Below are 24,203 nucleotides of genomic sequence, written 5' to 3'. Positions count from 1 at the left end.
CACGGCGATGGACCGGTCAAAACATGTCGTAGCCAACAGTGTGCAGCGGTTTTGCGATAACGACATGCGTCAAAACAAGGAGCTAAAGCGTCAGGAGCGAACCTGAAAGATCGCGACGCGCTTTAGTGGAGGGTTTCGCGCCCGGCATCTTCCTGCATCAGGCGAAGGGCGTCATCAAGCGCAGCAACGAGGATATCAGTCAGCCGGTCACCGTCGTTCTCTTCGAGGTAGAGTGCGAGTGCTGCTTCTTGTGAGTCCATATGTTGTTCCAAGTCGGTCATATCATTGCCCCTTTCTGCGCCCGGTTCATCCTGGCTGTGACATAAGGGTTACCACCTCATGCTTGCGTCTGGCTGGAATCCGCCCCAGCCATCACGCCGATCTACATCGACAAAACGTCCCAATTTGGGTCACGGTTCCAATTTGGACCGGACCAAATCAAGATTCGGATTCGTCGGTGCGAGGAGGCGAGAGATAGCCGTTAACGACGAGCAGTCAACCGGCTTGACGGGAAAAAGATATCGACCAGAGGGGAAGGCTCCATCGCTTGCCAGCAGCACTCCAACGTAGAGGGCGAAATCTCAATGAGATCCTGCCAACGCGGCCCGACACCACGTCCAGTCAACAGCCAGTAGAGGGTCACCTGCAGGGTCTCGGCAATACGAGCCAGCATTTGCGGTGGTGGCTCGCTGCGATCGCGTTCCCAGTCAGACCAGACGGCTGGGCCGACATCCACTGCCCCGGCGGCTTCGATTGGAGAAAGGTCCAGCGCCTCACGGGCGAGCGAGATACGGCCGCCGATCGTGTCCTGTTCCGGCTCGTCACCCGCAGTACCGTTGCATCTCATTTTCCGCTCCCTTGGCTCCATTGAGGCGCTGTCATGCAGACTTCCTGCCACCGAAAAAAGGTCGGCACGAATGCCGACCCTCGAAAGCTTAACCTTCCTGGCCAAGCCACGATTTGATCTGGTCCGGGTGTTCGGAAATATATTTGTCGACGGCCTTCTCGTAGGATGTCTCCTGTGCGTCAAACATTGCTGCTTCAAGGTCGGCGATCGGAAGCTTCATCCGCGACATGAATTCTGCAACTTTCGGATTTTCGGTCTTGAACTCCTTGCGCGCCAGAACGTCGACATGTTCCGCCTCGCCAAGCGCACTCTTTGGATCCTTCAGATAACGAAGTTCGTACTTCCCGAACATCCAGTGAGGGCTCCAGGAGGTTGCGACGAACCATTTCTCGCCACGATAGGCGCGATCGACCGTCGTCAGCATCCCGGCTTCGCTCGAGATCTGAAGCTTGTAGTCCTTCAACGCATAGGTTTTCAGCGCTTCGTCGGAAAGGCGTGTCAGCCCCGCACCCGGATCGATACCTTGAACCGTTCCAGACAGCTTCTTCTGGACGTCTTCCTTCTTGAGATCCTCTATCGAGCCGATCTCGCTCTCAGGAATATATTTGGGAACGACCCAGCCGAGCTTGGCCCCCTCATACACTGTGCCGAGCGTCTCCACCTTGCTCTCAACGCGCTTGTAGTAGTCCGCATGTGTTTGCGGCAGCCAAGCCATCATCATGAAATCGATGTCACCGCGGCTGACACCCTGATAGAGCGGCGCCACATCCGTCTGGACGAGTTCAACCTTCTGACCGAGCTTGTCCTCGATCAGCTTTGCCGCGAGCTTGGTGACGAATTCCGCATCAGACCAGGCAGCCCAGCCGATCTTCACCGGCTTTGCGTCCTGCGCGACCGCTGCTGTCGATGCGCCGAAGGCGACGCTGGCGGCAAGGGTGAGGGTAGCGCCGAAGGACGCGAGCGATTTCAACATGGTATCTCCTTTCGGGAGGTTTGCATTTGCGGGTTCAGCACCCGCCATAGTCAGCTGACCTGATGGCCAGCGTGATCAGGTCGTTGGGTTGAGGACTGCGGCAGCCTGTGCCTCGCTTCCGGTCCGGGTAGGCCGGAAGGCGAAGAGCCGGGTCAAGGTTGCGGGCTTTTTGCCAAGGCTCTGCGTGATGCGGTCCAAAATGACAGCCAGGATCACGACCGCCAGACCGCCTTCGAAACCGGTTCCCACGTCAAGGCGCTGGATGCCGGTGAGAACCGTGTTTCCAATACCGCCTGCTCCGATCATCGATGCGATGACCACCATGGAAAGCGAGAGCATGATCGTCTGGTTGATACCGGCCATGATGGAAGGCAGGGCATTCGGCAGCTGTACCTTGAACAAAAGTTGTGACGGCGTGCAGCCAAAGGCGTGACCGGCTTCGATAAACTCCGGATGCACCTGCCGGATGCCGAGATTTGTCAGGCGAACGACAGGAGGCATCGCGAAGATGACCGTTGCAATCGTACCCGGTACTGCACCCAGCCCGAAGAACATGGCGGCCGGGATGAGATAGACGAAGGCAGGCATGGTCTGCATCAGGTCCAGGATCGGCCGAACACCGGCCGCAACACTATCGCGCCGCGCCATGGCAATTCCGAGCGGAAGGCCGATAAGCATGGCGATGAAGGTCGATGCCACGACCAGCGAAAGCGTCTCCATCGTTGCCTGCCAAAGCCCCATATGCTGCACGAGCCACAGTGCGATGACGGTGAAGACCGAAAAGCCGACACCGACGCGCCACAGCGAGAGCGCTGCAAAGATGGCGATCCCCACCGGCATGGGAACGGCGGTCAATGTGTTCAGAATTCCATCCGTCACGAAGCCGATGCCTGCGGCGATTGCGTCCAGCATCGGACCGAAATTGTCGAGAATATAATTGACGACGCTATCCACGCCGCTACCGATTTCAAAATCCATGATGGGCTTTCTCCTCAGTTGGTGCGGTCAAGCGTTTCGAGCAAGGTGGACTTGCTGATGGAGCCCAGATAGCGTTTGTGCTCATCGATAACCGGAACGGGCCAGACGCTGCCCGCCACACGACCGAGCACATTCGACAGCGGTTCGTCAGCGGCGATTGGATCGATGTCTCGAAGAAACGCGCTGCGATAAGGATCCGGATCCTTCGCCTTCAGCTTCTCGATCAGGGAATTGCGGGAGACGACACCGTGATAGGTCTTGTCGCGACCGAGGATGATTGCATAATCGCGGTCAAAGCTCTTCATCCGCTCCAGTGCTGCCGCGGCTGTCACACCCTGGCGCTCGATGATCGTTACCTGCGTCTTGCGCGCAACATCGCCTGCCTTGAAGACGTGAGAAATATCCACATTGCGGAAGAATGAGCGGACATAATCATTGGCAGGCTGGGTGACGATCTCGTCGGGCGTGCCGACCTGGATCACCTCGCCGTCCTGCATGATGCAGATTCGGTCGCCGATGCGCATGGCTTCATCGAGATCGTGGCTGACGAAGACGATTGTGCGGCTGTGCTCTGCCTGAAGACGCACCAACTCATCCTGCATCTCGGTTCGGATAAGCGGATCGAGCGCCGAAAAGGCCTCGTCCATCAGAAGGATTGTCGGCTCACTTGCCAAGGCTCGCGCCAGCCCGACGCGTTGCTTCATGCCGCCGGAGAGCTGGTCCGGCATGCTGTTGGCGTAACCGGAAAGCCCCACGGCCTCAAGTGAAGCCATGGCGCGCTTGTTGCGCTCGGCTTCTGCCATGCCTGCTACTTCCAGACCAAAGGCTGCATTGCTGAGAACAGTCCGGTTGGGGAGAAGCGCAAAGGACTGAAACACCATGCTGATTTCGCGCCTGCGCAGTGCAATAAGCTCCTGTCGCGACATGCGCGTAATATCGATTCCGTCGACCTCGATCGCGCCAGATGTGGGCTCGATCAGACGGTTCAGCAGGCGCAGCAGCGTGGATTTACCAGAGCCGGAAAGCCCCATGATGACGAAGATTTCGCCGGCGTGAATGTCGAAACTGGCGTTGGAAACACCAATCGTGCTGCCTGTGGCCTTGTGCACTTCGGCTTTCGATTTGCCTGCTTTGAAAAGGTCAAGCGCCTTGTCGGCACGCTCGCCAAATACCTTGTAAACGGATTTGAGACTGATCTTGGGCGTCACGCTTTGCAGCGAAACGTCAGCTTCAGCGATTATGGTCATAGGTTATCCAGCCCCCGGCTCGACAGCCGGGAGAACGCTCCTTCTAGAGGGACGCAAATGCGCCGCCTGCGGTGAATGCAGGGCGCAAGAGGTCCGGTTATTGTAACGCGGCGAGAGGACGCCGCACCTGAGCTGAGTTGTTTCCTGACCTGCCGAAGGCGATGAGTCGGGAAAAGTCGATAAGGATCGGAAAGCGACATGGCCTCTGGATCGACGTTCAATTTCTTTCTACATATAGGCTATATGCAGGAAAGTCCATAAAAAAATCTAGATTTTGTATATCGCGTTTGCGACACGTGATGTTTTTACACCCTCTTTGTTTCAAGCGGGGTAGGGTGCGGCCCTGCTCCGTGTCTCGAATTTGGATATTGCGGTCTCTGAATTGTCCTGTGCATCAGTGATGTTGCCATGAACGATACAGGCCTTAGAATGGCGAACAGACCGGAATCATCACACGAATTGCCGATACGGTGCGACAGCATCGGCCGGACAAACGCAACAGATCAGGAATACGGAATTTCTTATGGGCGACGTCATCAAGTTTAACAAGCCGAAGCCGGTCAAGCCTCCGCGCCAAACGCCACCTGCAGCCAAGAAGGCGCTGATTGTCGTGGGTGTCATCGCAGCCTTCGTTTTGGTCTGGGCCTATTTCCAGTATGTCGGCGGTGCCTGAGCCGTCATGTCCCGCAAATGCGATGCCGTTCAATAGGCTCGGTTATAGATCTACCGGCACTCGGTTCATCGCATTTGCCTCCCATATCCAATCAAGTTCCATAATCTTCCTTATCTGATTTCAATCAGTGGTTGTTAAAGAATATATGATTGGTTGTGCCCTTTTCTTCCTGGGTTCGGCAATCCTCTGATCATCGCTATGCGATCAGGATCAGCGCGCTCACATACATGCCCAGCGCAAACACCGTGTGAGCTGCAAAATTCAAGAGACGCACCTTGTTTGGATTGGGTGTCTTCGACGCAGCTATCCCAAGCCCCATCCCTGGCTGCATGATGAACCAACCGGCGCCGATGGTCACGATCCCGAAGATCCAGGCCGGGATGAATGTTGGCGCTGCGAACCAGACAGGCCCGACGATCAGCGCGAAGATGATCCCGTAGGCAACGCCAACCGCGTAATGACCAAACCAGCCGACTGCCTGTTCCTGAGGAAACGCTTCGATTGCGCTGAGATCCTGATGCAGGAAATGTCCGCGCGCGACGCGGTGAAACCAGCGCCCCGCTGGCGCCCAGTTTGGCTTGTTCTGCTTGAAAACCAGATGCAGGATGAGTGCCCAGATATCCATCGCGACGGTCGCCGCCAATCCGATCACAATACCGTTCCAGATCAGCAGACCCATACGCTTCAATCCTTAGCTTCAATCGTGTCCGTGCACTTCGAAACTCAGCCCGTCATAGGCCGGTTCGACATGGTCGGGAGTTTCCTGCTGCACCGTCCAGTAGTCCAGCGGAATATGCATATGCGTCAGCAAGGCCTTGCGTGGCTTGAGCCTGTCGATCCACTCCAGCGCTTCGCTCAGGGAATAATGGCTGGGGTGCGGACGATACTGAAGTGCATCAATGATCAGCGTATCGAGATCCTGCAGCTTTTCCGGCGTTTCGAGTGGAAAACCGCTCACATCGCTGCAATAGGCCACATCGCCGATGCGATAACCGAGAGACTCGATGTCTCCATGAAGCTGGCGATGCGCGACAAACGGGATCGCGCCCCCCGGCCCTTCAACGATAACTGGTTGATCGAGATCGGTTATCAGGTTCGGCGTCACGATTGGCGGATAATTGCCGCCCGCCGGTGTTTCGAGGCAATAACCGAAACCGGCCCGGATGCGATCCATCGTGAACGGGTCCGCATAGATCGGAATCCGCATCCGCTGAGAATGAAAATAGCCGCGAATATCGTCGATACCGTGCAGGTGATCGGCGTGCGCATGCGTGTAGAGCACGGCATCGATCCGCTTCACGCCAGCCGAAATCATCTGTTCGCGAAAGTCCGGCCCGGTGTCGATGACGACAGTGGTCATCTCGCCATCCGGGGCAATCTGCTGGACAAGGAACGAAGCGCGCCGCCTGCGGTTTTTCGGTTCCAGAGGGTCGCACGCGCCCCAGTCACCATCCAGGCGCGGCACGCCGGGAGACGACGAACATCCCAGTATGGTGAACCGCCGCCTGTAACCCTTTGCCAGCACTTATGCGACCTTCTTCATCTTCGAAAAGCAGCGGAACGCATTCTCCGTTGTGACGCGCGCCATCTCCTCGTAGGAGATGCCCTTCACCTCGGCCAGTACTTCCGCTGTGTTGACGACATAGGAAGGCTCGTTGCGTTTCCCACGCCAGCGCTTCGGCGCAAGGTACGGCGCATCCGTCTCCACCAGCAGCCGGTCGAGTGGGACCGTTTTCGCAATCTCGCGGATGTCCTCGGACTTCGGGAATGTCAGAATACCGGAAAAGGAAACATACCCGCCGAGTTCGACACCCGCATCGGCAAGCGCCTGACCTGCGGAGAAGCAATGGAGAATGAAGGGAAAGTCCCCCTTCTCAGTCTCCTCACGCAGGATGGCGGCCATGTCTTCATCAGCGCTGCGACTGTGGATCACCAGTGGAAGCTGTGTGCGTCGCGCCGCCTCGATGTGGCGGCGAAGGCCCGTCTGCTGGTCTTCCGGCTTCTGCGTGTCATAGAAGTAATCCAGACCCGCCTCGCCGATCGCCACGATCTTCTCGTGGCTTTCCGCCAGCCGCACGAGATCGTCGGCGGTTACGTCCAGTTCTTCAGCAGCATTGTTCGGGTGCGTGCCCACGGAACAGAATACGCTGTCGTAGCGCTCGGTCAGATCCAGCAAGGTCTGAAGTTTGCGCACGCGGGTCGAAATCGTCACCATCTGCTTGACACCTGCGGCATGCGCGCGAGCCACAAGCTCGTCACGCTCCGCGTCGAAGTCGGCAAAATCCAGATGGCAATGGGTATCAATCAGCATTTCGACTATCAGGCCTTGTCTGCTTCCGGGGCAACGTAGCGCGGGAAAACCGGGCTCGGCGCTTCCAGCGCGGTACCGGGCTTCAGGCGACCCGCCTCGCCCAGTTTGTCGAAGGTGCGGTCTCCCTCTGCAACAGCCACCAGATCAAGGATCTTGGCTGATGATGCAGGCATGATCGGCTGGAAGAGAATGGCGATCTGACGCACGACTTCTGCCGTCACCCACAGCACCGTGCCCATGCGGGCGACATCCGTCTTGCGCAGAACCCATGGCTCCTGCGCCGCGAAATAGCGGTCGGCTTCGTTGACGATGTTGATCACCGCAGCCACGGCCTTGTGGATCTGCTGGCGGCCCATTTCCTCGCGGCAGATGGCGATTGCCTCGTCTGCCGTTGCCAGAATGGCCTTGTCGGCATCCGTCAGCGGGCCGGGTTCAGGGATCTTGCCCTCGCAGTTCTTGGCAATCATCGAAAGAGAACGCGATGCCAGGTTGCCGATGCCATTGGCGAGATCGGCGTTGATGCGGGTTGCAATCCCCTCCTCCGAATAGCTGCCGTCCTGACCGAACGACACTTCGCGCAGGAAGAAATAGCGCACCTGGTCGAGACCGAAATGGTTCACCAGATTGACCGGATCGACCACGTTGCCCACCGACTTCGACATCTTCTCGCCCTTGTTGAGCAGGAAGCCGTGTGCATAGACGCGTTTCGGCAGCGGCAGGCCCGCCGACATCAGAAAGGCCGGCCAATAGACGGCGTGAAAGCGAATGATGTCCTTGCCGATGATGTGCGCATCCGCAGGCCAGTATTTCGCGCGCGGACCGTTCTCATCTTCCACATAGCCGGTGGCGGTAATGTAGTTGGTCAGGGCATCGACCCAGACATACATCACATGCTTGTCGTCTCCGGGTACCTTGATGCCCCAGTCGAATGTGGTGCGCGAAATCGAAAGATCCTTGAGGCCGGATTTGACGAAAGAGATGACCTCGTTGCGGCGCTCGTTCGGGCCAATGAAATCCGGCTGGTCTTCGTAAAGCTTCAGCAGCTTGTCTTCATAGGCGGACAGCTTGAAGAAATAGCTCTCCTCCTCCACCCATTCGACAGGCGTTCCCTGCGGACCATAGCGCAGGCCATCGCCACGCAGTTCCGTCTCTTCTTCCTGGTAGTAGGCTTCATCGCGGACGGAGTACCAGCCTGCGTAGCTGTCCTTGTAGATGTCGCCGTTCTTTTCCATCCGGCGCCACACTTCCTGCACGGTCGCGTGGTGACGCGCCTCGGTCGTGCGAATGAAGTCGTCGTTGGAGGAGTTCAGCAGCTTGCCCATCTCGCGGAATTCATTGGAGTTCCGCTCGGCCAGTTCCGCAGGCGTAATGCCTTCATTGCGCGCCGTCTGCTGCATTTTCTGGCCGTGTTCATCCGTTCCGGTGAGGAAGAACACGTCCTTGCCGTCCAGCCGCTGGAAGCGTGCCATGGCATCGGTCGCGATCAACTCATAGGCATGGCCGATATGCGGCTTGCCGTTGGGATAGGAAATGGCGGTCGTAATGTAGTAGGGCGTTTTTGAGGACATCAAAGCCAGCGTTCAGTTCGTGATTTCTATCGCCCGCGTCTTACCCCATGTTTCGGCATCGCGAAACAAGCAAGTTGCGTAATCTCAGCGGGCAATGTCTTCGAGCAGTGAAAGGATGGTCTGCTTGCGGTCGAGATTGTACCCTTGCGAGATCGAAATGCGCTCCCTGACCTCCGAGACCAGACGGGATACACGATCCGCTTGCCTCAGATCTCCCGCGAGAGCCGCATCGCGCGCACGTCGCATCAGGTGGGTAGAAATGTGATCGAGGAAGAATCCGAAGATTACGTCATTGTCCTTGCCGGACAGGACATCGGCCAGTCTGTGCATTGCGCGTCGGGCCGAAGGTCCTTCCGCGGCAAGGATATCATCGAAGGCCGAGACGATCTCCGTGCCGCCATAGTTCAGGAGCTTCAGCGCCTGCGATACGCTACCGCCAGCAGAGGCAAGCACGTTCAACGCAGTTTGACCACCGTCCAGCTCGATCCGTAGGTGACCGAGCGCGTGCGTCAGATCTTCCGTTGAGAGGGGGTCTAGTTTCAGCGGCAGGCAGCGCGAGCGAATGGTGGGCAAAAGCTTGCCCGGCGCGTGACTCAGCACCAGAAACAATGAGCGCTTGGGCGGCTCTTCGAGGATCTTCAAAATGGCATTTGCAGCATTGCGATTGAGATCGTCGGCTGGATCGATAATCACGATACGCCAATTGCCGGTACCGGAGGTCTGCGAAAAGAAGTGCCCTGCCCGCCTCACCTCGTCAACGGTAATGGCGGTCTTCGTCTTGCCGGTTTTTTCGTCAACGGGTCGCGCAAGATGCAGCAGATTGTGCGATGCGCCCGATGCGATCTGTCGACTGACCATACTGTCGAGGTCAGGATCGGCCAGATGATCCGGCGCCTCTTCAGGGTTGGGATGAGAGAGCACGTGATTCGCAAACCGGAAGGCAAGCGTAGCCTTGCCAATCCCCTCGGGGCCCTCGATGAGAATCGCGTGATGACTGCGCCCGGACTTGTAGAAGCGCGCCAGAAATTCCTCGGCCTGTTCATGCCCGAACAAACGGTTGTTCAGTTGCGGTGGGATTGCCCCATCCAGCACCGCGCCGCTCGTCTCGCTCATTGTTCCATGCCCGTGCCGCCGCGCTCTTGCATCATAGCATCCACGATCGCCATGATCTCGCTTGCGACCTCCTCTTCGGTCCGCTGCGCATCGATCAGGCGACAGCGTTCTGGGGCGGCTTCAGCAATTTCGCGAAACGCCTGCCTGCGCTTTTCGTGAACTTCGACCTCTTCCTTTTCAAAGCGATCCGGCGCGCCCGATGCGCCTTCCGCCTCGCCTCGCTGGCGTGCTCTGGCAAGGCCAACCGAAGCCGGAAGATCCAGAATGATCGTCAGATCGGGACGAACTCCATCGATTGCGATTTCTTCCAGCGCATCGACGAAAGCAGCATCCAGATTGCCGGTTATACCCTGATAGACCCGCGACGAATCGATGAAACGATCACACAGCACCACCCTGCCCGAGTTCAGTGCTGGCCGGATGACCTGCTCCACATGGTCGTTGCGTGCCGCTGCAAACAACATGGCCTCCATGCGAACGCCAAAGCGTTCCGCGCCACCGGACAGCAGCACATGACGCACGGCTTCCGCACCCGGCGATCCGCCCGGTTCGCGTGTCACCAACACATCATGGCCCTTGTCCTTCAGGCTCGCGGCAAGCCGGCGAATCTGGGTGGATTTGCCAGCCCCTTCCCCGCCTTCGAATGTCACGAACAAGCCAGTGGCTCCAGTCACGGTCATCATGTCTCCGGTGGCGCTGGTCGGTGCGTCGTCCTGTACCGGCTGCAACCACGCCAAAATTGAATTTGATCGACTGGCCGCAAGATCACAGCCAGAAGAACATGAGTTCCAGTACGGCATCCGTGGCCTTCGACACAAGTCCGCCGACACCAACGGATTGATTTGCGTAGAGAGGAACCGTCTTTATCTCGCGTTCGCCTTCCGAAATCCGGAGCGTTCCGATCTGCTGTCCCTGCTCGATGGGCGCACGCAAAGGCCAGTGATAGACGATACGCCCGGATAGCCGCTCCGGGTTCTTGGTCGGCACATAGACATCCACCGAATCCTTGGCCACCAGATCCACGTGCGAACGATCACCACCATAGACGGCGGCCTGTCCGATGATTTCCTGTGCCTTGAAAACAGTTCTGGTTTCGAACGAACTTAGAGCCCATTCCAGGATCCGGCGCGACTCCTCGGAACGTTCCTTGTCGCTGGCAAGCCCGCCGAGCGCCATGAACAGTCGCGTGCCGTTGCGTTCCACCGATGCAACGGCTGCAAAACCGGCACCTTCGGCATAGCCTGCTCCCAGTCCGTCTATGCCAATGCCCAGCGCAAGAAGCGGATTCTTGTTTCGCTGAAAAATCTTGTTCCAGGTAAAGTCCGGCTGACTGTAGAGCTTGTAGAAATCCGGATATGTCGTGTGGATGTGGCGGGCAAGTTCAACCAGGTCGCGCGCCGTCGTGCGGCTCTCCTGTTCGGGCAAACCAGTCGAATTGCCGAAGGTGGTGCGCGTCAGCCCAAGGTCTCTCGCCCTGGCAGTCATCCGGGCAGCAAAACTCGCCTCATTTCCAGAGATGCCTTCTGCAAGGATGATACAGGCATCATTGGCATTATGAACCACGACCCCGCGCACCAGATCCATCACCGGGATCTGGGATCGCAAAGCGGCAAACATGGTCGTCGTGCCAGACGGTGCCCCGCCGGTTCGCCACGCGTTTTCCGAAACGGGTAAGGTCTTGTCCGGCTGTAGCTCACCCTGCTTGAGTGCTTGGAACACCAGATCCATGGTCATGAGCTTGGCAAGCGAGGCGGGCGGGAACGCCTGGTTCTCGTTCTGGGCAAGGAGCACCGTCCCGCTTTTAGATTCAACCAGATAAACCTGCTTCGCCTTCAGGTCGGTCAGGCCCTGCGCAACCGAAGGACTGGCAGTCAACAGGCCGCCAGCCATGGCGGCGACCATCAGAAGCGTCGAACGGGTATAGCCGCAAATCATGGTAAAACTCGTCAAGCGCATGCTTGCATAGCTAGCAGTGCAGTAGCGCCTGCGCAACCAAAGGATCAGCGCTTGGCAGGCTTTTGCCCTGCGGAATCGTTGACCTGTTGCATCATTCCGTCATCGCGCAGAATGACGTTTCCAAAAACCACCTGCGGCCCGCTTGGTGCGCGCTTTGCCGGTGCCGCATAGGCAGTTTCAGACGTGTAGGCCGGCGCAGCACTGCGCTTGACGGGCTGCACTGCGTTCTTGGGCTGAGTTGCGGCAACCGCCACTTGGGCCGGCTGAGGAGCATGAACTGGTGCCGCCACCGGCCTGGACGTTACTGGCGCAGCAACGGGAGCGGCAGCCGCGATTTGCGGACGTGCATTGGGAAGATTGGCCGGTCTGTCACTCGGCTTCGGTGCGGAAAGTGCCGCAGTCTGAACCGGCTTCGGAGCAGAAACAGCGGCGGTCTGCGCCATCACAGGCGCGGCGGGCATGCGCATTTCCGGCTTTGCTGCTTTGGGCGTATTGGGGCGCGCCGCTGGGGTGGTCGTACCGCCATTGCGGGCAAAGCTCTGCAACTGGTCGCCCAGCGGCTGGTTGGAAGCCACCATCACGCCTGTTGCAATCTGCGGATCAGGATAGATACCCGGCAGGCGATTTCCCTTACGCACATAGGATGCCATCAAGTACGGCATGTCATGGCCGCTGAGATCCGCCTTGCCGACGTACTGAACATTGACGCGTGCCGTACCGATCCGCTTGAAGTCCAGCAGTTCAGCCGTCTTGTCGGAGACATCGATGATACGACCCGGATGGAATGGACCGCGGTCGTTCACACGAACAACAACGGAGGAGCCGGTGTCCATATTGGTCACGCGGGCATAGCTCGGCAGCGGAAACGTCGGGTGCGCCGCAGACAGGTGTTCGCTGTCATACACCTCGCCGTTAGCCGTGTACCGCCCGTGGAATGCGGAGCCATACCAGGAAGCCAACCCGGTCTTGTTGTAGTTGGGATCTTCCTTGGGAACGTAGACCTTGCCTTTGACCTCGTAAGGATTGCCCACCATGTAGCGGCCGCCACCCTTCGGTACGGGTTGGCCATCTGCTACCACGCGCGGACTGGCCTTCACGCCATATTCGCTCTCCGCAAAGTATTCCTTGCTTTTGGGCTTGTTCTTTTTCGCCGCCGTCGGCGTGTTGGATGTCGAAGCGCAGGATGCCATGCTTGCACAAACAAAGGCGACGCCAAGCCACTTTGCACCCAAAACGAGCTTATTCTTTCGCGAACTCAAACTCTTGCCCCACGCATAACACACTACAGGCGCCGTCCCAAAACGGCGAGCAAGCAAGGGCCGAGACCCTGTCGCTCTCATGTGCCCGAAGTTTTGCCCTCAACGTGGCCAAATTGCGATCCAAAAGAGTGGATAATTAAAATTACTCGCAAATATGGTTAACATTTGACTAAAATCCCAAGGGCGCGTCGCGACTGTTTGAGCCACTGTTCCGCTCGGCTGCGCGCCAATGTCTGACGATCACGTAAAATCCGTTGCGTGCTGTACGAGTGCAGTTGACGCAACCCATCACATCACTATAAACCGCTCCAAACCGGGCCGTCGCGCTTTGCGTCGGCAGACATGGAAGAGTGTCCGAGTGGTTTAAGGAACCGGTCTTGAAAACCGGCGTGCGTGAAAGCGTACCGTGGGTTCGAATCCCACCTCTTCCGCCATATTCGCCTCCTGTCTGGGAGTGCACGGAATGGTGTTCAAAGCGTCACGTAATCCCTGGTTATCTTGCTACAATGAGCCCGATTCCGAAGTTGTTTCATCACCGTTGATCAACCAGCCGAGATTGCTGCGATGGCGGATGAAATCCAGGAATGTTCTGATCTTCGCCGGAAGATAGGCGCTGGAAGAGTAAACCGCATAAAGGGGTGGAGCAATGTTGAGGACGCTCGGCAAAACACGCTCCAGCCTGCCGTGAGAGAATTCCTCTTCTGCCAATATGGCGGGCAGGAACATGAACCCCATTGCTTTCCTGGCGCATTGAAGAAGTAGCTGCTCGTGGTCGCTGCAAAACACCGGTTTGAACTGGAGATCCACAATCCTATTGCCGTCCTCATAACGGATACGACCATCTGTCCCGTACGGAGAATAACAGAGAAACGGTTTGTCGTTCAGATCGGAAATCTGTGCTGGCCGACCCAATTTTTCGAGCAGGCACGGTGCAGCGGCGAGATGAAACGGCACATGTCCCAGCTTGCGCGCGATCAATCCCTCGTCAAGCGAGTAGCTTGTCCGCAATGCGATGTCGAAACCTTCCGCCGCAAGGTTAACCACCCTGCCCTCCAGATCGATATCCATTTTCACGTTTGGATAACGCTGTGCATACTCGACAAGGCATTGCGAAAAGCCAGGATTTGCAAGGTATTGCGGCGCGCTGATCCGCAATGTACCTCGGGGTACCTGTCGGCTCTCGCCAATCTGGGCCTCCACGTCGTCAAGGCCCTCGATAAGCCGTCGAACCCGCTCAAGATAGATGACGCCGTCTTCCGTCAGGCTCACGCTCCGGCTGGTTCGATGCAGCAGTCGCGTCGCGAGCCGTTGTTCAAGCTTCTGAACATGCTTGCTGGCCATGGCTGCAGAAAGTTCAAGGCGCTCTGCGGCGGCGGCGAAGCTCCGCAATTCGGCAACGGCTGCGAAAACCCGCAAGCTGAGCAGACTGTCCATCATCAACACCTGAGAAATCGAGCATTCACAATCTAGATCATGATCACATGAGAATAAAGAGATATTTTCGATCAACACGAAGCAAATCTCTGAACTAACCTCTGTTATCTATTCGGATGCCAATAATGAAAATTGCGAATATTTAGAAGTGACGAATTAAATCGTATTTATTTATTCTATGTTCCTGGGAGGGTGACATTGGAAATTTTGGCAAACCACAATGCAACCGTGTCTCCTCTTTCGTTGACCGAGGAGACGACATTCTATGGATGCGTTCATCTGGAGGTGACGGATTTTGAGCGTGCAATTGCATTCTGGCAGGGTGTCGTCGGTCTGAAACCTCGGAGACTCGGCGCGGTCGCAGAGCTCGGTACAGCGTGGCGCACGTTGATCGTGCTCCACCCGTGCGCAAAGGTTGCCGCGCAAGAAGGTTTTGACGGACTTCATCATCTTGCGATCCATGTTCCGTGCCAGGCAGAGTTTTCCCGTATCTTCAGGCGTCTCCTCGGCAAGAATGTAGAGGTGGAAGCAACCGACCGGGTCATCGCTAAATCATTGTATTTCACGGATCCTGACGGATTAGGTGTGGAGGTCACTCTGGAAACTCCGGAGCGGCGGCGCACGGAGCTCGACGCAGGGTCCCGCTTCGCAGCGACTGGTGTTTCGGATCGCCCTCTCGGTCCTCCTCTTCCACTCGATGTTGAATGGGAACTGGCGCAGGTCTGCGATCTGGCCGCGGTCGCTCCTGTTTCCGATCTCGCCTATATCGGCCATCTTCATCTCGATGTTTCCGGTTTGGAAACAGACTATGCCTTCTTCAAGTCGCTTGGCTTTCGAGAAAACCGTTTCCTGCCGGATAACGGCTTTGGCGATCTGAGTGCAGGCGGCGAATTTACCCATCGTCTGGCCTTGCAGGTTCGCCGCGATGGTGTCCGGCGCCCGGCTCCGAACGGAATGGCGCGCATGCGCGAGTTTACGCTTTATGTGCGGGACGACTGTCGTTTGCCCGTCTACCAGGATGGCAGCGCCGACGGCGAGTCGGTTGACCTGCGCGACGGGATCTGTTTGCAGGCGCCCGGAAACGCACTGGTTCGTATCTTCATTCACTCAAGGGGCGTCGAAGCCGCTGCACCCGGTATTCCACGATCATCAGGGTATCATGGATCAGCAAAGCCAGTGCCGCCACAAGCACTCCTCCCTGGAGAATGAAGGCGTAATTGTAGCTCTGCAGGCCTGCAAAGATGACTTCGCCCAACGTCTTTGCCGCCACCGTGGAGCCGATCGTGGCCGTCGCAACGCTGATGACTGCGGATAGTCGGATGCCGGATATGATTAAGGGCATGGCGAGCGGCAGTTCAACTCGTATCAGCTTCTGCGGCTCGCTCATCCCGCTGCCTCGTGCCGCCTCCAGAACCGCCGGATCTATCGTGCGCAGCGCTGTCAGCGCATTCTCGAAGATTGGAAGAAGGCCGTAAAGGATGAGTGCTACGAGGGTGGGTCCGTTGCCGAACCCCAGAACGGGCACGCAAAGGGCCAGAACTGCAACGGGCGGAAAGGTCTGGCCGATTGAAACGATGCTGCGGGAAATCGGCAGAAAATCACTACCGACCGGCCGCGTGACGAAAATGGCGGCGCTGACAGCCAGGATGGCAGCTACCATTGTTGCGGCAAGAACCAGGGCCAGATGTTGAAGCAGAAGAGACAGCAGATTGCCCTGAAGGTAGATGACCGGCATGTTCTGATCGACAAGCAGCCGAAGAGCCGGTTCAAACCATTCCGGCCTCACAAGAAAGGCCAGAATGCCGAGGCCGAATAGCGCTCTTGTCAACGAACCCGCCGTGATCTGCATCATCGCTCCGCCGCCGCCGCAAGCAGACGCGACAGTGTTACCCGCCTTGGGGCCCGCCCGTCCGGCTGGGCAATAGGCGCCGCATCACGTCCGCTCCAGAGAAGGTCTGACAAGGCTTCGCGCTGGGTCAGATCCGCGGGCAAAGCTGCGCCAGCGGCCTGCCCATCTTCGGCAATCGCATCCACGCCATTCAGGGACAATAGGCGGAAAGCGCGCTCTGCCTGCCCCACCATTTCCGCCACGAAGGAATCCGCTGGATGCGTCAAAAGCGTTCGCGGTTCTGCATACTGCAGCAGCTTGCCCGCATTCATCACGGCAATCCGATCGGAAAGACGAAATGCTTCGTCCATATCGTGGGTCACAAGCAGAATCGTCGTGCCGAGTTTGCGCTGAATATCCCGCAAATCGCTTTGTGCCTTGGCCCGGATGATCGGATCGAGCGCGCCGAAAGGTTCGTCCATCAGCAGCAGGTCGGGCTCTGCCGCAAGGGCGCGTGCTACACCGACGCGTTGCTGCTGACCGCCGGACAATTCATGCGGATATCGCCGTGCGAAGCTGTCAAACTCCAGCTGAAAAAGGGCAAGCAGTTCGCGCACCTTTTGCTCGATCTTTGCTCTGTCCCATTTCAGGAGACGCGGTACCGTCGCGATATTGTCGTAGACCGTTTGGTGCGGGAAGAGGCCGTGTCCCTGGATGGCGTAGCCGATTCGCCTCCGCAATTCGTGGGGCTGTGTGCATGTTATATCCTGCCCGTTGATTTTGATCTTCCCGGAGGTGGGGTCGATCAGGCGATTGACCATGCGCATGAGCGTGGTCTTGCCGGAGCCGGATGTGCCCACGATCGCGGTGATCGTCGACGCTGGAATCTGCATCGAAACCCGGTCCACGACAGCGCGCCCATCGTAAAGTTTGGAGATCTCGTCTATCTCGATCATGCGGTAGCAATCTCCTTGCGAGCGCGGGTGGCAAGTTCGGTCAACGCGTCCATGATCACGGCGGCACTAAGCGCAAGCGCGACAGTTGGCAGCGCCCCAAGCAGCACAAGATCCGTCGCAGTCTGCCCTATTCCGTGGAAAACGAAGACGCCGAAGCCGCCACCGCCAATCAGCGCCGCGATCGTCGCCATGCCGATGTTTTGCACCAAGACAATGCGAATGGCCGTGAGGATGGCGGGCATGGCAAGCGGCAACTCTATCCGTCGCAGGATCTGTCCATCGGTCATGCCAAGGCCTTTGGCAGCATTGCTGACGGCAGTATCCACGCCGACCAGGCCGCTCACCGTATTGGCCACGATGGGAAGCAGCGCATAGAGAACGAGCGCGATGAAGGCGGGTGCGGCTCCTATACCCCGGATGCCGAGTTCCGATGCGCCAGGCAGATTTGCCGCTATCCAACCGAGCGGCGCGATCAGCAGTCCGAAGAGCGCGATCGATGGGATGGTTTGGATGACATTGAGAACGTTCAGTATCGCGGCTCTCAAACGCTCGACCCGATAGCACAGAATGCCAAGCGGCAATCCCATGGCAAAGGCAGTCACGAGCGATCCGACCGCAAGCGCCAGATGTCGCCACGCTTCGCGCCAAAAGCTGTCAGCTCGGCTTGAAAACTCCTTCAAGAGAGAAAGCTCGTTCCAGACGCCGCTCCGCGCAAGCAGTCCCAACAGCACGAGGCCGGCCAGGAGAAGGAAAATTCGGACCAGTGGTCTTGGACGCAATCGGGCCAGTGCATCAATCAGCAGCATCGAAAACGCAAACAGCAGCATCCAGAAACCGCTCGCCGTCGAGACGCGCGCAAAACTGTTGCCTTCCGGCGTGAGAAAGCTGGCTGCGAGGCCGATCGCGACGAGTACCGTGACAAGACCAAGGCATGCCGCGATCATTCTGACCAGCACGCCCGCTTTCAAGATCGCGCTTACGAGCACCGCAACGACCACCAGCGTCAAACAGGCGGCGGCCCATGCAGGCAAGGCCGAGAAAACCCAAACCGGCTGTCCCTGTACAATCCGGTTGGCCTTGAACGTGACGAACGGGACAAAGAGGAGCGCTGGCATGGCGATGAGCGCGATGACAACCCCCAGTTTGTCGATCTTTTGTTTGATCAAATCCGCCCTGCCCGTTTCACGCTTCCCGACCGGAGCCGGAAGACGATCCGGCTCCCCGATCAATCATAGGATTACTTCAGAAAGCCGTTCTTCTTCAGAAAATCATCGGCCACTGCCTTGGCAGGTTCGCCACCCAATTGAACGCGTCCATTCAGTTCCTGCAAAGTCACGAGATCTAGCTTTGCGAAAACCGGCTTGAGGATGTCCTCGATTTTAGGGTTCTTCTTGAGAACGTCTTCGCGAATGACCGGCGCCGGCTGGTAGACCGGCTGCACGCCCTTGTCGTCTTCCAGAACCACAAGCCCGGATGGCGCAATGCCACCGTCGGTCCCGTAGACCATGGCAGCATTTGCGCCATTGGTCTGATTGGCCGCCGCCGCGATTGTCGCGGCCGTATCGCCACCGGAAAGCGTGATCAACTGGTTGGGCTGGAGCTTGAAGCTGTAGGTCGTCTGGAAGGCTGGCAAAGCTGCAGCGGAATTGACGAATTCCGCAGACGCTGCGAGAACGACCTGCCCGCCACCGGTCACATATTTCCCGAAATCCGAAAGCGATTTCAGTTTGTTCTTGTCGGCCACATCCTTGCGAAGGGCAATTGCCCAGGTGTTGTTGGCCGGTGAAGCTGAAAGCCAGACCACCTTGTTCGCGTCGTAATCCAGCTTCTTTACGGTCTCGAACGCCTTTGCCGCATCCTTCCAGGCAGGATCGTCCGCCTTGTTGAAGAAGAAGGCGCCATTTCCCGTATACTCCGGGTAGATGTCGATTTCGCCTGCCAGAAGCGCCTTGCGTACGATCGGCGTTGCACCCAGTTGCAGACGATCGGTTGCTTCGATGTTGTTTGCCTTCAGCATGCTGAGAATGATGTTGCCCAGCACGCCGCCTTCAGTGTCGATCTTCGAGGAAACGACGACCTGGGCCTGTGCCGCTGTGACCGATAGTCCAAGCGCCACGACGAGCGCGCTGATGTGTTTGCGGATGGCAGTCATTGAAAATCCCTTCCCCGGATCAAGCCATGAAAAAACGTGTACAGACGAAAACGCACAGACTGGCGCCAGCGGATCTGGACCGGGCTTCATCTAGTGCAAGGATTGCAACTGGCGAGGCGCAGTGAGCGAATTTCCGATCCTCCTACGCGGGATCCATCGCAATTGTTACGCAACGCCTTTACGCGGCTCAGGCGCAATCGCCTTTGCGCCAAACATGAAGAGGAGGAGCGCGAAGGCGGCAACACCACCGTGGACGAAATAGGCGAGCGAATAGCCACCCTGATCCGTCAGCCATCCGGCCACGATATTGCTCAGCGAAGCGCCAACCCCCTGCACCGTCATCACCGCTCCAAGCCCGACATTGAAGCGCCCGGTGCCGGACAGAATTCGTTCTGCCGCCAGCGGTGTCGCAATGCCGATGAGACCCGCTCCCACCCCGTCGAGAAACTGCACGGGATAAATGGCTGCGAAGTCAGAGAAGCTCCCTGCGATCACACCGCGGATCGGAAGAGCCATCAGCGCGACCACGAACACGAAGCCCAGCCCGAACCGGGTGATGAGCCACGGTGCGATCAGGGCCATGACGATCATGGAAACCTGCGATATGCCCGTCGTAATGGCCGTCGTACGAAAAGGGCTGCCTAGCTGGATCGAAAAATCCTGCGCAATCAGCCGGCTGATCGGCGCGTTTCCGAAGTGGAAAATCATCAGCACAAGCGCCAGCAGGATAAGGCCCTTGCTATGGGTGAGTACGGAAAGACCGGATGGCCCATCGTCCTGCTCCTTTGCTCCCATACCGCGCGCCACACGGTTGTCAATGTGCGCAGGGTTGATTGCCAATGTCGCGATGATCGCCGCCAGGGCCGTCAACAACATCAGGCCCACGACCCCGTTCAGGCCGAAGTAGAGACTTCCGATATAGATTGCCCCAAGAGAGAACACATTGCCTGCATGGTTCCAGAACTCGTTGCGCGACACTTGATCCGAGAATCGTTTTTCGCCAACGAGCCCGAGCGTCAGCCCCATCAGGGCAGGCCCGATCACCGCGCCAACGACAGCCGTTGCCGATTGCCCGCCGAAGACAGAGAAATTGTTGGGCGTGGCCAGCGTCCAGAGCGCCATGGCGGTCACAAGCACCACGGGCAGGATGATCAGCGTTCGCTTTCGAGAGGAAGCATCGACGAGCGCGCCGAAAAGCGGTGTCGCGACCATGCCGAGCACGCCGCCGATTGTCGCCAGGAGGCCCAGCGTGAAGGGCTCCCATCCGCGGGTGGCCAGAAATCCGTCCAGAAACGGTCCCAGTCCATCTCGGGCATCGGCCAGAAAGAAGTTCAGCGCAGCAAGCGCATAGATGGAGCGGCGAAGATCGGAAGATATGGGAGCGGTCACGGAAAGCCCTCGATGTACGGCTCGCATCAATCACAAGACCCCCGCTCCGGTTCCGTCACTCTGCGACTCCTCGGTTGCTTTCCATGGGGAGTTGAAGGAACATTCTCCACAACCGCTAAATTCGTCTTCCAACATCAAGGCAGGGCTGATATGTTCCATATTTGTTCCGGCCATGAGAGATGATGGAATTCGCCGTGCAGACCTCTGCAGAAAACCAGTCCGTCGAGTTGTCCAAGGCGGCGCCGATATCGACATACGCGATCCGCAAGATCATCCATGTCGATATGGATGCCTTCTACGCATCTGTGGAGCAGCGCGATAACCCGGATCTGAGAGGCAAGCCGGTTGCAGTTGGCGGGGCAGCGGCGCGCGGTGTCGTGGCCGCCGCCAGCTACGAGGCGCGCAAATTCGGCGTCCATTCCGCCATGCCCTCGGTGACGGCGGCGCGCAAATGTCCGGACCTCATTTTCGTCCGCCCGCGCTTCGAGGTCTACAAGGCCGTGTCGCAGCAGATCCGTGAGATCTTTGCGGAATATACGCCGCTCATCGAGCCGCTCTCGCTGGATGAAGCCTATCTCGATGTGACCGAGAACCTGAAGGACATGCCGATCGCGACGGAAATTGCTCTGGAAATCCGCCAGAAGATCAAGGCTGTCACCGGCTTGAATGCCTCGGCGGGCATCTCCTACAACAAGTTTCTAGCCAAGATGGCGAGTGACCTGAACAAGCCCAATGGTCAGGCCGTCATCACGCCCCGCAACGGCCCGGCATTTGTGGAACAGCTTCCGGTGAAGAAGTTTCACGGCGTCGGTCCTGCAACGGCGGAGAAAATGCACCGGCTCGGCATCCATACAGGCGGCGACCTCAAGACGAAATCGCTGCCCTTCCTGACCGATCATTTCGGCAAGTCCGGCCCCTATTTTTACTGTATCGCGCGGGGCATCGACAACCGTCAGGTGAAGCCGGATCGCGTGCGCAAATCCATCGGTTCGGAAGATACGTTCGCGGCCGATATCAGCGACCTTGGTGCTGCAAAGGCGGAACTTGCGCTGCTTGTCGCCAAGATCTGGGCCTATTGTGGCGCCCGCAACATGACCGCCAAGACAGTCACGGTGAAGGTCAAGTACAGCGATTTCCAGCAGATTACCCGCAGTCGCACCCAAACATTGTGCTTTGTGAACGAGGCAGAAGTTCTGGGCATATCGGAATCGCTTCTGGAAACCGTCTATCCGTTTCGCAAGGGTGTGCGATTGCTCGGCGTCACGCTGTCCAGCCTCAGCGAGGAAGCAACAGAAACGTCCGCCCAACTCCCGCTTTTCATGTAACTGGTCTGGAACAGTCTGGGGTTGTGCCGGTTTGGCTATCGAACCCGGGCTGTGTCAAGCGGACGCGACAGGGATGGAGAACATAGGCATTTTTCCGCTTTCTGCCTATGGCCAACGAACAGGCAGGCGAGCTTCCCACCTGTCCAGCCCGGGATCACCCTTCCGTATTATTCCGCAGCCTTGGGAAGTTCCACTTCCAGCTCATAGGTATAGCCGTCGAGCATGGAATAGGCCTGTTCAATCACCTTGATCTCACCCTCGGCTTTGGTAATGGCATCGGCAATCGTATCGCAACGGGCGGTCAGCATGCGGCCTATGACGTCGCTGTCCGGGCGCCTGCCCATGCGGTCCATATGGTTGCGAATACGACCGCGATGGCGCTCCAGCTCCAGAATATGAAAACGTGTATTGACGATCCGGTCTGTCAATTTGCGGCGCATGGCGGCAATCGGGTCGAAGCTGCCGGGTGCCCGCTCATCCAGTATGATCTCGTTGACCAGCGTGTCGAGGACCAGCAGTCCCTCCAGATCCTTGCTGTCGGTGAGTTGCGGATCATAACCCGTGTCATCGTAAACCTTGCGGCGCACGGGATCGAGCAGCAGTTCATAAGATGCCGTCAGCTTCGAAAATGCGTCCACATCACCGCCTGCATCCGGATGTGCTGTCTTTGCGCGGGAGCGGTAGGCGGTTTTGATGGCTGCGCCGTCTGCATCGCGCGCCACGCCCAGCATCTTGTATGGGTCGATCACGGTTCCACCTGGTGCAAGATTTTCCAAGGTCACCCTCTCGTACTGCGTCACATCGCTCGCCTCAACCCCTCGCCGCATCTTGTGGCGAAACAGCGGCCAGCACCTCTTTTTCCCCATCATTTGCAGCAACAGGCACACGCCCTGCCAGCAATCGGGGCACCCGTCCCTGAGCGACGGGCGCCATGATGAAGCTTATGACCAGGAAGGGCAAGAGCACAGCAAAGCTTGCCGGAAGCCCGGCATGTTCCGCAACGAACCCGAGGAGTGGTGGAACGCCGATATTCGAAAGCAGAAGCGTCAGCGATAGCGCGGCCAGATTGTCCGCAGGCTGCCCCTGCCCCCGTTCGATCGCCGTGGCCACGGCCAATGGAAATGCAAGCGCAACACCACATCCGATCAGGAAGAGCGCAATGCCCGCCTGCCAAAGGCCCTGCGCAGACAAGAGCAGCGCGATCCCAACAGCGACGCCGCCTGCAGAACCTCGCACCAGCGTCTTGGCACCGAACTTCTCCCGCAGCTTGTCACCCACCAGTCGCGTGGCGCCCATGCCGACGGTAAACAGCGCATAGAGAATGCCGGCGGTGGAGGCATCGGCGGAAAGAACTTCCCGTAGGTAGAAAATCCCCCAGTCGTACACGGCCCCTTCGCTGATGCAGATGCCGAAGACCATCACGCAGATGAGAATGATGATGCGGTCCGGCAGCACGAAAACCTGTCGCTTTCCCGCCGTCGCCGTAAACTGCATGTCGGGCGGCGCGATGCGCCAGACCGTAAAGCAGCAGAGGAAAACCACAAGCACCGCACCGGACTGGTGCAGGAACGGGCTGAGCCCTGCTTCCGCCAGATACCCCGACGCCAGCGAACCGATCAGAAGACCGATCGACCAGAAACCATGGCTTCGCGAAAGCACCTTCTTGCCCGTCCGCTGCTCGATCCCGGTGGCAATCATGTTGGCTGCGACATCCTGAATGGTGCGCAAAAAACCAAACAGCAGGAAGCAGAGAAAGAAGCCCCAGAAAGGAGCGATGGTCAGGAATGGCGTCGTCAGCGCCGCAGCCGAAAGCAGAAGCGGTGCAGCTACACGAGGGGTCAGCGCGTTCACCACGCGCCCTGCAACGGGCAGCGCCAGAAAAGTGCCAATCGGCGCGCCAAGAAGCGCGAGGCCAAGCCACGCCTTGTCCACGCCCAGGCTTTGCTGGATCGCAGGCAGACGGGTGAACAATGTAACGAAGACAATGGCGTTGCAGAAAAACAGCAACGCCGGAGCGCCAAGGATTTTCATGTCGAGATAACCGGGAGGGAGTGCGAACCAACGAATCTCACTTCGCTGTGGCGGAAACAAGATCGCCGCCCAAACCAATGCATGATCGGATTCTGAATTATCGCCGTAGTTGCGTCTCGGAAACAGTTTGTGTCGGCTTTGTGAAGGTATGCGCGGTTTCCCC

At 58.0% G+C, this 24,203-nt stretch carries 24 protein-coding genes and 1 tRNA gene; 4 read left to right on the top strand and 21 right to left on the bottom strand.

Going from position 1 to position 24,203, the window contains the following annotated elements; translation table 11 throughout:
- Nucleotides 1–122: 122 nt before the first annotated feature.
- From G6N80_RS18585 to proV, 5 genes are all read right to left on the bottom strand, one after another.
- Entirely contained in the window at nucleotides 123–260 is a 138-nt protein-coding gene (locus tag G6N80_RS18585) for a hypothetical protein (protein ID WP_162249561.1), read from the bottom strand.
- Between the two features lie 221 nt (nucleotides 261–481).
- On the bottom strand, nucleotides 482–847 hold the full coding sequence (locus tag G6N80_RS18580; RefSeq protein WP_165135964.1) for a helix-turn-helix domain-containing protein: 366 nt from the start codon (nucleotides 845–847) through the stop codon (nucleotides 482–484).
- An 88-nt stretch (nucleotides 848–935) separates the two neighbouring features.
- Complete coding sequence (locus G6N80_RS18575) at nucleotides 936–1,820, bottom strand: glycine betaine ABC transporter substrate-binding protein (RefSeq protein ID WP_165135961.1); 885 nt, start codon at nucleotides 1,818–1,820, stop codon at nucleotides 936–938.
- 75 nt (nucleotides 1,821–1,895) lie between these two features.
- A complete protein-coding gene (locus G6N80_RS18570; protein ID WP_062554466.1) occupies nucleotides 1,896–2,798 on the bottom strand; it encodes an ABC transporter permease in 903 nt (300 codons plus the stop codon).
- Nucleotides 2,799–2,812: 14 nt separating this feature from the next.
- Complete coding sequence (gene proV / locus G6N80_RS18565; RefSeq protein ID WP_062554465.1) at nucleotides 2,813–4,045, bottom strand: glycine betaine/L-proline ABC transporter ATP-binding protein ProV; 1,233 nt, start codon at nucleotides 4,043–4,045, stop codon at nucleotides 2,813–2,815.
- 523 nt (nucleotides 4,046–4,568) lie between these two features.
- On the opposite strand from proV, the gene G6N80_RS18560 reads away from it, so the two are divergent.
- On the top strand, nucleotides 4,569–4,718 hold the full coding sequence (locus G6N80_RS18560; protein WP_165135958.1) for a hypothetical protein: 150 nt from the start codon (nucleotides 4,569–4,571) through the stop codon (nucleotides 4,716–4,718).
- Nucleotides 4,719–4,914: 196 nt separating this feature from the next.
- Here the strand turns inward: G6N80_RS18560 and G6N80_RS18555 are convergent, their stop codons facing one another.
- The 8 genes from G6N80_RS18555 to G6N80_RS18520 all read right to left on the bottom strand — a co-directional run bounded on the left by G6N80_RS18555 (nucleotide 4,915) and on the right by G6N80_RS18520 (nucleotide 12,856).
- Nucleotides 4,915–5,397, bottom strand: a complete 483-nt coding sequence (locus G6N80_RS18555) for a DUF2938 domain-containing protein (protein WP_062554464.1) — start codon at nucleotides 5,395–5,397, stop codon at nucleotides 4,915–4,917.
- 18 nt (nucleotides 5,398–5,415) lie between these two features.
- Nucleotides 5,416–6,243, bottom strand: a complete 828-nt coding sequence (locus tag G6N80_RS18550) for an MBL fold metallo-hydrolase (protein WP_376748569.1) — start codon at nucleotides 6,241–6,243, stop codon at nucleotides 5,416–5,418.
- Nucleotides 6,244–7,029, bottom strand: a complete 786-nt coding sequence (locus G6N80_RS18545; RefSeq protein WP_165135955.1) for a TatD family hydrolase — start codon at nucleotides 7,027–7,029, stop codon at nucleotides 6,244–6,246.
- An 8-nt stretch (nucleotides 7,030–7,037) separates the two neighbouring features.
- Nucleotides 7,038–8,597, bottom strand: coding sequence for a methionine--tRNA ligase (metG, locus tag G6N80_RS18540; protein ID WP_165135952.1), 1,560 nt, complete (start codon nucleotides 8,595–8,597; stop codon nucleotides 7,038–7,040).
- Between the two features lie 84 nt (nucleotides 8,598–8,681).
- Nucleotides 8,682–9,710: a DNA polymerase III subunit delta' gene (locus G6N80_RS18535; RefSeq protein WP_165135949.1), complete on the bottom strand. Its 1,029-nt coding sequence runs from the start codon at nucleotides 9,708–9,710 to the stop codon at nucleotides 8,682–8,684.
- The gene (tmk, locus tag G6N80_RS18530; RefSeq protein WP_165137188.1) at nucleotides 9,707–10,384 is read right to left on the bottom strand and encodes a dTMP kinase; all 678 of its coding nucleotides are present in this window, start codon (nucleotides 10,382–10,384) and stop codon (nucleotides 9,707–9,709) included. The genes G6N80_RS18535 and tmk overlap by 4 nt, the downstream gene beginning before the upstream one ends.
- Before the next feature lie 91 nt (nucleotides 10,385–10,475).
- The gene (locus tag G6N80_RS18525) at nucleotides 10,476–11,645 is read right to left on the bottom strand and encodes a D-alanyl-D-alanine carboxypeptidase family protein (RefSeq protein WP_425503934.1); all 1,170 of its coding nucleotides are present in this window, start codon (nucleotides 11,643–11,645) and stop codon (nucleotides 10,476–10,478) included.
- 65 nt (nucleotides 11,646–11,710) lie between these two features.
- The gene (locus G6N80_RS18520) at nucleotides 11,711–12,856 is read right to left on the bottom strand and encodes a septal ring lytic transglycosylase RlpA family protein (protein WP_246251438.1); all 1,146 of its coding nucleotides are present in this window, start codon (nucleotides 12,854–12,856) and stop codon (nucleotides 11,711–11,713) included.
- 413 nt (nucleotides 12,857–13,269) lie between these two features.
- On the opposite strand from G6N80_RS18520, the gene G6N80_RS18515 reads away from it, so the two are divergent.
- Nucleotides 13,270–13,359: transfer RNA gene (locus tag G6N80_RS18515), tRNA-Ser, on the top strand.
- A 67-nt stretch (nucleotides 13,360–13,426) separates the two neighbouring features.
- Here the strand turns inward: G6N80_RS18515 and G6N80_RS18510 are convergent.
- On the bottom strand, nucleotides 13,427–14,359 hold the full coding sequence (locus G6N80_RS18510) for a LysR family transcriptional regulator (RefSeq protein WP_165135943.1): 933 nt from the start codon (nucleotides 14,357–14,359) through the stop codon (nucleotides 13,427–13,429).
- A 198-nt stretch (nucleotides 14,360–14,557) separates the two neighbouring features.
- On the opposite strand from G6N80_RS18510, the gene G6N80_RS18505 reads away from it, so the two are divergent.
- The gene (locus G6N80_RS18505; protein WP_165135940.1) at nucleotides 14,558–15,568 is read left to right on the top strand and encodes a VOC family protein; all 1,011 of its coding nucleotides are present in this window, start codon (nucleotides 14,558–14,560) and stop codon (nucleotides 15,566–15,568) included.
- Here G6N80_RS18505 and G6N80_RS18500 read toward each other — a convergent pair.
- From G6N80_RS18500 to G6N80_RS18480, 5 genes are all read right to left on the bottom strand, one after another.
- On the bottom strand, nucleotides 15,459–16,208 hold the full coding sequence (locus tag G6N80_RS18500; RefSeq protein ID WP_165137182.1) for an ABC transporter permease: 750 nt from the start codon (nucleotides 16,206–16,208) through the stop codon (nucleotides 15,459–15,461). The two genes, G6N80_RS18505 and G6N80_RS18500, sit on opposite strands and share 110 nt — an antisense overlap.
- Entirely contained in the window at nucleotides 16,208–17,143 is a 936-nt protein-coding gene (locus G6N80_RS18495; RefSeq protein ID WP_165135937.1) for an ABC transporter ATP-binding protein, read from the bottom strand. The genes G6N80_RS18500 and G6N80_RS18495 overlap by 1 nt, the downstream gene beginning before the upstream one ends.
- Nucleotides 17,140–18,306, bottom strand: a complete 1,167-nt coding sequence (locus tag G6N80_RS18490; RefSeq protein ID WP_165137179.1) for an ABC transporter permease — start codon at nucleotides 18,304–18,306, stop codon at nucleotides 17,140–17,142. Before G6N80_RS18490 ends, G6N80_RS18495 begins: the two co-directional genes overlap by 4 nt.
- Nucleotides 18,307–18,380: 74 nt before the next feature.
- Nucleotides 18,381–19,295, bottom strand: coding sequence for a glycine betaine ABC transporter substrate-binding protein OsmF (gene osmF, locus G6N80_RS18485; protein ID WP_062554455.1), 915 nt, complete (start codon nucleotides 19,293–19,295; stop codon nucleotides 18,381–18,383).
- Between the two features lie 165 nt (nucleotides 19,296–19,460).
- Nucleotides 19,461–20,711, bottom strand: coding sequence for an MFS transporter (locus G6N80_RS18480; RefSeq protein ID WP_165135934.1), 1,251 nt, complete (start codon nucleotides 20,709–20,711; stop codon nucleotides 19,461–19,463).
- A 257-nt stretch (nucleotides 20,712–20,968) separates the two neighbouring features.
- On the opposite strand from G6N80_RS18480, the gene dinB reads away from it, so the two are divergent.
- Nucleotides 20,969–22,009 carry a DNA polymerase IV gene (gene dinB, locus G6N80_RS18475; RefSeq protein WP_246251513.1) on the top strand — a complete coding sequence of 347 codons (1,041 nt, stop codon included), beginning with the start codon at nucleotides 20,969–20,971 and terminating at the stop codon, nucleotides 22,007–22,009.
- A gap of 167 nt (nucleotides 22,010–22,176) precedes the next feature.
- Here dinB and G6N80_RS18470 read toward each other — a convergent pair whose 3' ends face one another.
- Nucleotides 22,177–22,740, bottom strand: a complete 564-nt coding sequence (locus G6N80_RS18470) for a J domain-containing protein (RefSeq protein ID WP_244484738.1) — start codon at nucleotides 22,738–22,740, stop codon at nucleotides 22,177–22,179.
- A 79-nt stretch (nucleotides 22,741–22,819) separates the two neighbouring features.
- Nucleotides 22,820–24,040: an MFS transporter gene (locus tag G6N80_RS18465; protein WP_062554453.1), complete on the bottom strand. Its 1,221-nt coding sequence runs from the start codon at nucleotides 24,038–24,040 to the stop codon at nucleotides 22,820–22,822.
- Nucleotides 24,041–24,203: the final 163 nt, after the last annotated feature.

The sequence above is a fragment of the Rhizobium rhizoryzae genome, assembly GCF_011046895.1.
GTDB lineage: Bacteria > Pseudomonadota > Alphaproteobacteria > Rhizobiales > Rhizobiaceae > Neorhizobium > Neorhizobium rhizoryzae.
This window is presented reverse-complemented; position numbering and strand designations above follow the sequence as displayed.